The organism is Corynebacterium sp. LaCa_282 (assembly GCF_057198125.1).
This window is the reverse complement of sequence record NZ_CP191095.1, coordinates 234,044-245,917: the sequence shown is the minus strand read 5'-3', so window position 1 is coordinate 245,917 and position 11,874 is coordinate 234,044. Positions and strand designations below refer to the sequence as shown.

Genomic DNA, 11,874 nt, shown 5'->3' with positions numbered 1-11,874 from the left:
GTTAATTATGCCACGCCGCATGGCAGGCCCGCGCCCCCTTCAATTAAGCTATGCCTTGCTTATTTTGACGTAGATTTTATGACAAGGAGATTGGTTATGCAGACCGCGCTCGCTAGCATCCTCACGCCCTTAATGATGTCCACCTCCCTTTTCGGCGCGGACCTCACCCCTGGCGATCTCCCCCACAACACCAAGTACGAATCCTCCGTAGAACTCGTCTTCGGCTGCCCGGCTCCATGGTGCTTCGAGTAAAGACAGCGCTGCTGCTTGTCGATGACGACCCCCTCGTCCTCGAGGCCCTAGGCCACTACTTTGCCACCGCCGAGGACATGGAGGTCAGCGCCACCGCAGAAAACGGCAAGGACGCCCTGGAGCAGCTAAAGACCAACGACATCGATGCGGTTATCGCCGATATTCACATGCCAGAAATGGATGGCACCGTATTATTGCGCGAGATCAACAAGCTGGAGGATCCACCCGTTTTCATCGCGATGACGGCGATGGATAACGATGACACCCTCAAAGAGGTCATGTCCCACAAGGCCGCAGCCTATATCCTCAAAAGCTCCAAGCCCGCCTATATCCAAGACACGGTCCGGGAGGCGGTGCGCGGCGGCACGGTCGTAGCCCCGCAATCTTTGACGCGCCTCTTCCAGCAGATGCCGGAGCTGCACACCGACGATGACGACGCGGCCGCCGCGCCGGCCCACGCACCGGAAACGCCCAATATCTCCCCGGCACAAGAGCGCATCCTCGACCTGGTCTGCGAGGGCAAATCCAATGAGGAAATTGCCACCAGCACCCACTATGCCGCCGGCACCGTCAAGAAGTACGTCTCCAGCCTGCTCAGCGAATTCCACGCAAAATCTCGCCTCGAACTCGCCGTTAAAGCACTGAAAGCCGGTTACGGAAAATAGGGGCTTCCCTTAAGAACGCACCTGCACAGCACAATGCGCCCCCGCAACGTTTCGTACGCGTTGCGAGGGCGCTGCTTTGACCGCTTCTAAGTCAGCTTCTCAGAAGCCGGCAGTGCTGGGTAACTGCCACTAGCTTTCTTAAGCGTTGCGGTTCCTACGCACCAGGAAGAGACCGCCTGCAATAGCCATGATTCCGGCAATAACCAGTCCAATGACAGACGCGCCGGTATTGGCAAGGCCAGTGGTTCGCTGCGAGTGGTCACCCTTGGCAGGGGCTGCAGCCGTCGTGCTGGTGGCGGCATGAGACTGCGAACCGTTCTGCGGCTGGGTGGTCTCCTGCTGCGTGCCGGGTTCCCGCGGCTCAGTTCCCTGAGGCTCGCTCGACTTCGGCTTGTCCGGCGTCGTGCTCGGTTCCTTATCCTTGTTCTTTCCCAACGGCAGCAATGGCACTGGGAGCAATGGCTGCGGCAACGTCGGCGTCGTGGTGGACGAAGGCGTAGGCTCAGGGCTTCCCGAAGGCTCGCAGTCCGGGTCCTCGGACTCAGGCTCCGTAGAAGGAACTGTGGTCTTGCCACTCTCGCTAGGCGTTGGCTCCGAAGGCTCGGACGGCTCCGACGGATCCGATGGCTTAGGGGACTCAGACTCCGATGGCTTACACGTCGGCGTAGTCGTCTTGGTCGTCTCCGTAGTCGAAGAAGCAGGAGTCTCCGAGGTAGTCGTCACCTCCGTAGATGTAGTAGACGAAGGAGAAGATGGCTCAGGATCCTCTTCGGGCTCTGGCTCAGGGTCTTCGGTCTCTGGTTCCGTGGTCGTTACCGTGGTCTCGCCATCTTCATTGGGCGTAGTCTCCGAAGGCTCTGACGGTTCCGATGGCTCCGTTGGTTCCGTTGGCTCCGACGGTTCAGGAGAATCCGAGGTAGTCGTCGCCTCCGTAGACGGAGTAGAAGAGGTAGAAGACGGCTCCGACTCCTTTTCCGTATCCGGCTTGGGTTCGGTCTCGCTTGGAGTAGGCGCCTCAGGGTTTTCATCGACGGTCAGCGCGGCACTCGCAACATCTTGTTTAAATAGATGCGCATTTCGGCTTTCGACCTTGACACCGAAGTGGTCCTTGCTGGGATTGAATGAGCAATTAGTAGACCTCACCCGTTGTTTAACGTGGATGGTAGAGCCTTCAGGTATCCATACATCGCCGGCGGAGCCCTTTTCATTGAACTTCCATTCATAGCGGCTGAGCCAACGATAGTTTGTCAGATCCGTACCGTCGGCACCCGTATAAATGGTCGGCTTAGCCTGCGGGTTCAGGGTACGCTTTGGATAAGCGTCACTTGGGAAAACCTTATCGGTGAGATTCTCTCCATTGGGGCCCGTCACCGTAAATTCTGGTTTACCGTTCAATTCGAAGTGGTCAGCAGTAGTCCCGAGCCACAAATCGGCCATCCAAGTTCCGTAGCGGCCTGGGTTTTCAAAGGTAAGCGTACCTTCCGCATCCCGGTAGCAGGCAGCATTGTCCACCTCGCGACCGTTTACCTCGTTCATTTCCCATTTCCCGTACGTCCAGTCCAACGTCGGGCGGATATCGATTTCGGTCGCTACCGTCACACCGAGTTCTTCTCCATCTTTGACAGTCTCGTTAACCGTGACAGGAATATCGACGCTTAGAGAAGTGTCGGCGCCAAAGGGAGTGGTCGATTTAAACCCAGGGCGAAGCTCGCCGGTTGCAAATTCAAAAGCAATAGTGTTGTGCTCGTCCACCGTCGGAGCTTGGGTAAGCTCCCGCTTCTTACCGTCGCTCCACTTGAAGTCCAACTTATCTACCGATTTGACGGTCAGTTTCGGATTAACATTCAGTTCAAACAAAACTGCGGTGATATCAGACTCGCCATATTTCCATTTTCCCGACTTTGGATAAGGTGCCGTACCGTCAATTTCGATGTGGGCATTGACGGTTTCACCAGGCTTTACTTTGGTTTTATCCGTGTCCAAAGTAATCCTGGCCGTTTTGGGGCCGTGCCCCAGGTCGTCACCGTGAGACGGTCCCTCTAGCGACGCGTCAGGAATGAAGGCATTAGCAGACGTAGGGGTTACTACCGCAGCCCCCGCTACCGTCAGGAGCGAAGCAGTAAGCAACGCCATTACTTTCGTGGAAGCTTTTCTGGAAGTCCTCATGGAAACCTCTGGCAAGTAGATGGATAGGGGCTAGAGAATGCTTAAGATTCAGCCGTGAACATTAACATGAGCTGTGAAAAGCGTGTACCTCATGTACGAGGTTGGACACATATCGGCTTCGCATGAGTGGCGATCTGGGTGAAATACAGTCTTGGCCCATTTACCCCAGATCGCCGCACGGCCCTGACCTCGCCAGACAGTCTTTAACACGGTTAATCTCGGAGAAAGCGCACCTTTAACACTAGGCAGCGACTACCCCCTAAAACTCTGTACCCAGCACGTTAAGCTTTCTGTTTTTACCCCCGAGTGTGATTTTGCAAACGAGACTAGCGTCACGTTCCTTCCACCCCTATAATCAGGTTAACAGCAAAGGGGTAAAAATCCTTGCGTACCAGCGGATTTATGCCGTTCCCGGTACTTATACCCCGTTCTGGAACATAAAGGGCATTGCACTTTTACTACAGAGAGTGCTCACCCTTTTTTAATATCGTCACTTCGTAGAAAGCAGGTGAGTGTTGAACACCAACTTGGCACGCGTCCGCCGCCATAGCGACAGGCCCCCGGTCACCAATACCGATAGCACTATGGCTTGTTGATTCGCTTGGTGTAAACCACCGAGCAGCGGCGCGCGCATTCCGCGTGTTCCACTCATTGCCACGTGTGCGGCGTTAAAACGCCCCGCATGCTTTCTCATTTCCATAGACTTACCAGCCACTTTCTGCCACCGGCGCTAAAAGTCACAGCATAAAGGCCACACCGCGGTGTGGGTTGGCCACCAACCTGGAAGTACACGTTTCGAAAAAGAGGTTGAATTTCACATGACTTCTCCCGCATACACCCGCACGCCACTATCTGATGATGTTGAGGCCGTACTGCCCGCCGCCATTAAGCGCGCGCAGGGCTGGCTCGATTCCACCGCAGATGAAAAGGACAAGGCCACCGAGCAGCTGGCGGAGCTGCTGCGCGATGACAATGGTGTGCGGTTTACCATGGACTTCGTGGACCGCGTCATGCGCCCGGAAGATGACAAGGTCGCGGCCAAGGCGCTGAAGGACATTTCCTCCCAGTACGATCCTTCCTTCCTGGGCAGCATCAATGGCGCACTCGTTGGCGCCGGCGGCTTCTTCGGACCCATCCTGCCTAACCTGGTCATGCCGGTAGCACGCATGTACATGCGCAAGATGGTTGGCCACCTGGTGCTGGACGCGGAATCGGATGCGCTCAATGACACCCTGGAAAAGGCCGCAGCCTCTGGCGAGCAGTTGAACCTTAACCTCCTGGGTGAAGCCGTGCTCGGTGAAGAGGAAGCAAAGTCCCGCGCGCGCCGCACCCTGGAGCTCATCAAGAACCCGCGCGTGACCTACGTATCCGTCAAGGCGTCCTCGATGGTGGCGCAGCTGAATAACTGGGACATCGGCAGTTCCGTAGAACGCCTGAAGGACCGCCTGCGCCCGCTCTACCAGGAGGCCGCACGCCGCAACCCGCAGGTCTTTATCAACATGGACATGGAGGAATACCACGACCTCCACCTGACGCTGCGCCTGTTCAAGAGCCTGATGAGCGAGCCGGAGTTCAAGAACCTGGAATCCGGCATCGTGCTGCAGGCCTACCTGCCCGATACCTTCGATGCCCTCCAGGACATCGCGGAATTTGCCAAGCAGCGCGTGGCAGAAGGCGGCGCCAAGGTCAAGGTGCGCATTGTAAAGGGCGCCAACCTGTCCATGGAGACCGCCGAAAGCGAAGTCCACGACTGGCCGCTGGCTACCTACACCAACAAGCTGGACGTTGACGCTAACTACTACCGCCTGCTGGATTACATCCTGCAGGAGGAATTCGCGGACTGCATCCGCATCGGTGTGGCCAGCCACAACCTGTACACCGCCGCCATGGCCTACGAGCTCGGCGTAAAGCGCGGCGTGCTGCACATGCTGGATTCTGAGATGCTGCAGGGCATGTCCCCGGCGCAGCAGGCAGCCGTGCGCAAGGTCTACGAGGGCCGCCAGATCCTCTACACCCCGGTGGTCCACGCGGATGACTTCGACGTCGCCGTGTCCTACCTCGTGCGCCGCTTGGAGGAGAACTCCGCGCCGCAGAACTTCCTCTACGCCCTCTTCGCCCCGGGCGAGGAACCACTGGCAAGCCAGGAAGAAACGTTCCGCAAGGCCGTGGCCAAGCGCTGGGATACCTTCGCCGGATCGCGCCGCACCCAGAACCGCCTCGAGGATTCCGGGCGCCAGGCACCGGATTCCGGGCGCTTCAGGAACGAGCCCGATACGGACCCGGCCATTACCCCGAACCGCACCTGGGCCAAGCGCGCGCTTGCAAATGACCCTGGTGAGCACGGCGTCCAGGAGGTCACCGACCCCTCCTCCGTGGAAAGCTACGTCGCCCGCGCCAAGGAACTGGGCACCGAATGGGGCAAGCGCCCCGCCGCAGAGCGCGCTGCAGCCCTAGACGCCGTCGCAGATCAGCTGGCCGCCAAGCGCGGCGATTTCATCTCTGTAGCAGCTTACGAGGCCAATAAGACGGTCACCCAGACTGACCCTGAGGTCTCGGAAGCCATTGACTTCTGCACCTACTACGGGCAGTCCGCCCGCTTCTTGGAAGAGGCACACTCCGAGTTCCACCCGCACACCGTCACCGTGGTGACCCCTCCGTGGAACTTCCCCATCGCCATTCCTACCGGTGGCATTGCGGCCTCCTTGGCGGCGGGATCGGCGGTCATCGTCAAGCCTGCTCCCCAGGTAGTCCACTGCGGCAAGATGGTGGTTGAAGCCTTCCGCACCGCACTCGAAGCAGAAGGCTTGGATCCGGATCTGGTGCAGCTGGTGCTGACTGATGAAGGCGATGCCGGCAAGACCCTGCTCTCCCACGATGACGTGGATAACATCATCTTGACCGGTGCCTCCGATACCGGCGCGCTCTTCCGCTCCTGGAAGCCCAAGATGAACCTGATGGCAGAGACCTCCGGTAAGAACGCGCTGGTCATCACCCCAGCCGCCGACCCGGACCTGGCCATCCAGGACCTGTACAACTCCGCCTTTGGCCACTCCGGCCAGAAGTGTTCGGCCGCTTCGCTGGTGATTTTCGTTGGTGCTGCGGGCAAGTCCAAGCGCTTGCGCGAGCAGCTGCTGGATTCCGTCAAGACCCTGAAGCCTGGCCCGGGCTATGACATCACCACCACGATGAACGGCCTGGCTGAAAAGCCGAGCGAGAAGCTGCTGCGCGGCCTGACCCAGCTGGAGCCGGGCGAGAAGTGGCTGCTGAAGCCGGAGAAGCTCAACGAAGAGGGCACCCTGTGGTCCCCGGGCATCCGCGATAATGTCCAGCCGGGCTCTTGGTACCACAAGAATGAGTGCTTCGGCCCCATCCTCGGCATCATGTACGCCGATACCTTGGAAGAGGCCATCGCTTGGCAAAACAGCACCGGCTATGGCCTGACCGGCGGCATCCACTCCCTGGATGACAAGGAAATCGAGTACTGGATCGACAACGTTGAGGTGGGCAACGCCTACGTCAACCGCGGCATTACCGGCGCGATTGTCCAGCGGCAGTCCTTCGGCGGCTGGAAGAAGTCCGTCATGGGCCCAGGTGCGAAGGCCGGCGGCCCGAACTACGTGGCTCAGATGGGTACCTGGACCGATGGCGAGCTCAAGCCGCGCGACGTGGATATCGCCCCAGCCAGCGTGAAGATTCTGCAGCGCCTGCACGATGAGCTGTCTGATGAGCTCAGCCAGGACGATCTGGAATGGCTCTGGCGCGCTGCCGAGCTGGACCGGATTGCGTGGCTCGAGGAATTCGGCCGCACCCACGACCGCACCGCGCTGGTCGCTGAAGCCAACCGCTTCCGCTACCGCCCGCTGCTCACCAAGCTGCGCATCCGCGTGGGCGAGGACTACAAGCTGCGCGATGTCGCCCGCCAGGTGCTTGCTTCCGGCATCACCGGAACCGAGACGGAAATCTCCGCTGCGCCAGAGGTTGCCGCCCAGCTGCAGGAGCTCGGCTTCGACGTGAAGTCCATTTCTGATGGTTCCTTCGCCGCCGCCGTGGCCAATGACGAGTCCTCCCGCGTGCGCGCCTTGGGCACCGTGCCGGATTCCGTCTACGAGGCAGCGGTGCGCTCCAACTCCGTGGTGCTGGACCAGCCCGTGCTTGCCGATGGCCGCCGTGAGCTCATGCCTTACCTCCTCGAGCAGGCAGTCTCCGTGACCATGCACCGCTTCGGCATCATCCGCAACGTGGGCAACCTGCGCGACTAATACGCCAGTCGCCTCCGTCGCGGCACATTGAATAAGCGCCCCACCTTTCTCCTGCCCTTTCCGCTGGGAGTTAGGTGGGGCGCTACCTTTTTGCCTGCTTTCCCACGCTGTCTCTAGGTGGTTTCGTGTGGCATAGTAGATGAATGACTACGCCAGAAAACCATTTCCCTCACGGCGCGGAGCAGCACCCGGGCCAGGACGCGGCGCAGCGCGCGCAGTACCCCTCGGCGCTCGAGGACAACGCCGTCAACCGCAAGGCCGATGCGAAGAACCCCTACGCCACGCCACTGGTCTCCCCCGATGAATCCCAGCTGGGCGCTGAGGTAGCCACCGCCGATCCCGCCGATCGCGATAATAAATCCGCCGTGCTGGCAAAAGACTTCCGCAGCATGGCCAAGATTTCGGTGTGCTTTATCCTCATCGCGGCAGGGCTAGGCCTGGCAGGCTTCCTGCTGCGCTTTATTTGGGTGGGCCTGCTGCCGGTTATCCTCGCCATCTTGGTCTCCACGGTGCTGTATCCGGTCACCGCCTGGCTGCGTTCCAAGGGCTTTCCCCGCACCCTGGCAGCGGTCACGACGCTTTTGGGTCTGGTGGTTATTTTCGGCGGCATCTTTGCCGCCATGGCGCCCATGGTCACCGCGCAATCCAAGGTGCTTATCAATGAGGCCGAAGCCGGCATTATGCAGCTGACCAAGATGGTCAACGATTCCCCGCTGGATATTGAGGTGGACCAGCTACAATCAGTCTTCCAAGACATCGTAACCTTTGCCAAGGGCCAGGCCTCAACAATTGCCACCGGCGTCGTCTCTGGTTTTTCCATGGCCAGCTCCATTGCGGTAGCCACCGTCATCATGCTCTTTATCACCTTCTTCATCCTCAAAGACGGCGATAGGTTCCTGCCCTGGCTGCGCAAATACACCGGCAATTCCGCCGCATGGCACATCACGGAATTGACCTCCCGCATGTGGAAGACGCTGTCTGGATTCATTCAGGCCCAAGCAGTAGTCGCGCTTGTCGATGCCGTCTTTATCGGCCTCGGCCTCTGGGCCCTCCAGGTCCCACTGGCGCTAGTCATCGCCGTCATCACCTTCTTCGCGGGCTTTATCCCCATCATCGGTGCCGTCACTGCCGGTGCCTTGGCCGTCATTATCGCCTTGGTATCTAATGGCCTGACCAATGCGCTGCTCGCGCTGGCACTTATCATCATCGTCCAGCAAGTGGAAAGCAACGTTCTCCAACCCATCCTGCAGTCCAAGGCCATGGGCTTACACGCGGCCATCGTCTTGCTCTCCATCACCGTGGGTTCCACCCTGGCCGGCATCGTCGGCGCTTTCCTCGCCGTGCCGGTCGCCGCCACCATTGCCGTTGTCCTGCGCTACCACGCAGAGATGGCCGCCCTGCGCGCCGGTGAAGTCGCGCCAGACGATATCGAAGTCATCACCGGTTCCAAGGCCGCGTCCAAGGACAACAAAGATGACGAAGATTCCGAAGGCGACGACAACAGCAACAGCCCCCGCGAGGAGACTCCTCGCGAGAAGGTAAAGCAGCTTTTCGCGGCCATGAGCCCGCTCACCTAAAGACCCTTTTACACAACGCGGTGCACCTGCCGGAGTATTCCCTTCGAGGTGCACCGCATTGCTTTTAAGTGCAAACAGCCTCCCCATCCGGGGGGGAGGGCATCTACTTTGCGAAATTAATACATGCAGGATATTTCCAGGTAACGATAATCACACTCCAACCAATTTGTACAGGAAATATTAATCTTCCTACGGTGTGTACAGGGTAAACGAGATCTCCGTTTCCTGGATGTCGTCATTAACACCTGGCCACAGAATTCCCTCTCTACACGTTGGGTGTTAAGCAAAGAAAGGCTTTTCACGCATGAAGAAAACTGCATTAATCCGGTCCGCAAGTGCTGCGGCCATCTTCGGACTTACGCTCTCCATGAGCGGAGTAACCGCCGTGGCCCAAGATGGCGCTCCGGCCGCCGCCCCGGCTGCTGTCATCGATGAGAATGCGCCGGTGACCCTGACCATCGATAAGCGCCTCAATCCCACCAGCATCGGCGGACCTGGTTCCGGCACAGCAGATCAAGATGCTACCGGTAACCCACTGGCAGGTGCTACTTTCACCGGTACGCTCCTTGACGTCAGCAACGTAGACCCGAAGAAATTGGGCGAACTGAACGCAAGCAACTACAAGGAGCTTGGAGCTACCGCCACGGGAACTACAGTTACCGGCAAAACCGGCAACGATGGCCAGCTGAAGTTTGATTCGAACGGTACCAATTTCCAGCAGGGCATTTGGCTATTCACTGAAACCATCGAGGGCGAAGTAACCGACACCGTTACTCAAAAGAGCTACAAAGCCTCTGAAGTAGCCCCCTCCACCCCATTTATCGTTTCCCTGCCTTATACCAACGGTGAAGGCAACGGATGGAACTACAATGTAGTGGTCCAGCCGAAGAACACCACCGCAGGTGTTACCAAGGAAGTCAAAGACGCGGACAAGAACGTCGGAGACACCATCGAGTATGTTGTCCACGGCAACGTACCGGTCGTCCCGAAGGGCGAAAAGCTCAAGAGCTTCCGCCTTACGGATAAACTCGATACCGAAAACCTCGAGAATATTGAAGCTCAGGTCGCACTCTCTGATGGTACCGAGTTGGCTGCCAGCGACTACACCCTGAATATCACCCAAGGCACCGGCGACGTTGAGCTAAACGTCACCAATTTGGACAAGCTTGCAGGATTGGACGCTGGAACCACCGTCGATCTCACTATTACCGCCAAGGTGAAGGAACTCGCAGGCACCGATGGCATCGCCGTAAACAAGGCCCGTCAGTTCGTCCACTACCCTAACCAAGATAACGAGACCGAAACCGAGTCCAACGAGGTCAAGTCCTACTGGGGCCAGGTCAAGGTAGTCAAGATTGAAGAGGGCTCTGAGACTCCGCTGAAGGGTGCTGAATTTGAGCTCTACCGCTGTGCAGGTACTGAAACGCAAGCTGATCAGTTAAATGATCAGCAAAAGATTTCCATCGACGGCACTTCTAAGTGGAAGACCGCTGACGACGGCACCGTACTTATCGATGGCATCCACGTCACCGATGTAGAAGACGATTCGAAAAAGATCGAAAACTCCTACTGCCTTGTAGAGACCAAAGCCCCGCGCGGCTTTGTTGCCACCAATGAGGTCCACTCATTCAAGCTGACTTCCGACGAAACTAAGCTGAACGCGGATTCCCCTCTGCAGTTGGAGAAAAAGATTGAAAACAAGCGCTCCGATATGCCGCAGCTCCCGCTTACCGGTGGCATGGGTATTGGCATCCTAGGCGCACTCGCCGTACTGGTAGCAGGCGGTGCACTCTGGTTCGCTCGCCGCGCGAACAAAGAAAGCTAAACCGAACCATCGGTTAGGCACCTGGGAGTTAATTCGACTGCATACGGGCAGCTAACTCCCACATACGTGGACTGTTCCCTCGCTTCGGCGAGGGAACAGATTCCATGAGCTTTTACACCACCACAACGGACATGCCGAGTCTGGCGAGTGAGGAAATTTTATATGGTACTGCGTACTTCTGGTCCCGCGGTTAAAGCGAAGCACAGGGACACATCGAAGGCACTGCCGCAAAAAGCAGTTCCCGTCATTGTTCTCGCGATGCTTGCCATCGGCCTCTTGCTTTACCCAGTGGTGGTGACACAACTCAATAACTGGGAACAGCTCCGCGCCGCTGATTCTTATAGCAACGACATCGATAATGCAGATCAGGAGTTGCTTGCCCAGCAATTCGCCGCAGCCCAGGAATACAACAAGACTCATTCGGCTGGTCCGATCCTCGATCCCTGGCTGACGCGTATTTCTGAGGATAACGCTGACTACCAAGCATACTTATCCGAATTAGATGCCCATGACGTTATGGCTCGACTCGTTGTGCCTTCGGCTGACGTCGATCTTCCCGTTTATCACGGCACCAGTGAGGACGTCCTTCAGAAGGGTGTTGGGCACTTGTACGGCTCTGATCTTCCTGTTGGCGGAGAAGGAACGCACTCGGTCTTAACTGCCCACACCGGACTGGTAAACGCCACGCTCTTTGACAATCTCAACAAGGTCAAAGAAGGAGACCCAATCTATGTTGGTGTCTCCGGTGAAAAAATGAAGTACCAGGTCAATGACATCCGTGTGGTGCTTCCGCACGAGACGGATTCTCTCCGGCCAGAAGCCGGCAAGGACCAAGTCACCCTCATTACCTGCACGCCGTATGGCGTCAATTCCCATCGCTTGCTGGTTACTGCTGAGCGCGTGCCTTTCGATGAGGAAGCAGAACAGGCCTTTACCCCTCGTGGCCTCCACTGGACGTGGTGGATGTGGGCTTTTATGGCTGGCGCATTGCTTATCGCCATTGCGGCCGCTTTCTGGCTGTACAAATTGAACAAAAAGCAAAAGCCAAAATTCGGTCAGTCAGTATCACTAGAGGAAGCATAAATGTTTAAGCAACGTAGACTAGCTCGGGCAACAGCAGCCCTGTGCGC

The 11,874-nt window shown here is 57.8% G+C and carries 7 protein-coding genes; 6 read left to right on the top strand and 1 reads right to left on the bottom strand.

Features of this window, described 5'->3' with window-relative positions; genetic code table 11:
- The first annotated feature begins 96 nt into the window (after positions 1 to 96).
- Positions 97 to 252 (top strand): hypothetical protein, encoded by a 156-nt coding sequence (locus tag ACP8KU_RS01120; RefSeq protein WP_005285046.1) that lies wholly within the window; start codon positions 97 to 99, stop codon positions 250 to 252.
- Complete coding sequence (locus ACP8KU_RS01115; RefSeq protein WP_484483836.1) at positions 237 to 917, top strand: response regulator; 681 nt, start codon at positions 237 to 239, stop codon at positions 915 to 917. Before ACP8KU_RS01120 ends, ACP8KU_RS01115 begins: the two co-directional genes overlap by 16 nt.
- 138 nt (positions 918 to 1,055) lie before the next feature.
- Here ACP8KU_RS01115 and ACP8KU_RS01110 read toward each other — a convergent pair whose 3' ends face one another.
- Positions 1,056 to 2,774 carry an LPXTG cell wall anchor domain-containing protein gene (locus tag ACP8KU_RS01110; RefSeq protein ID WP_484483835.1) on the bottom strand — a complete coding sequence of 573 codons (1,719 nt, stop codon included), beginning with the start codon at positions 2,772 to 2,774 and terminating at the stop codon, positions 1,056 to 1,058.
- Between the two features lie 1,127 nt (positions 2,775 to 3,901).
- On the opposite strand from ACP8KU_RS01110, the gene ACP8KU_RS01105 reads away from it, so the two are divergent.
- The 4 genes from ACP8KU_RS01105 to ACP8KU_RS01090 all read left to right on the top strand — a co-directional run bounded on the left by ACP8KU_RS01105 (position 3,902) and on the right by ACP8KU_RS01090 (position 11,827).
- A complete protein-coding gene (locus tag ACP8KU_RS01105; protein WP_484483834.1) occupies positions 3,902 to 7,342 on the top strand; it encodes a bifunctional proline dehydrogenase/L-glutamate gamma-semialdehyde dehydrogenase in 3,441 nt (1,146 codons plus the stop codon).
- A 143-nt stretch (positions 7,343 to 7,485) separates the two neighbouring features.
- A complete protein-coding gene (locus ACP8KU_RS01100) occupies positions 7,486 to 8,919 on the top strand; it encodes an AI-2E family transporter (protein WP_484483833.1) in 1,434 nt (477 codons plus the stop codon).
- Positions 8,920 to 9,223: 304 nt separating this feature from the next.
- A complete protein-coding gene (locus ACP8KU_RS01095; protein ID WP_484483832.1) occupies positions 9,224 to 10,744 on the top strand; it encodes a SpaH/EbpB family LPXTG-anchored major pilin in 1,521 nt (506 codons plus the stop codon).
- A 162-nt stretch (positions 10,745 to 10,906) separates the two neighbouring features.
- Entirely contained in the window at positions 10,907 to 11,827 is a 921-nt protein-coding gene (locus ACP8KU_RS01090; RefSeq protein ID WP_484483831.1) for a class C sortase, read from the top strand.
- Positions 11,828 to 11,874 lie beyond the last annotated feature (47 nt).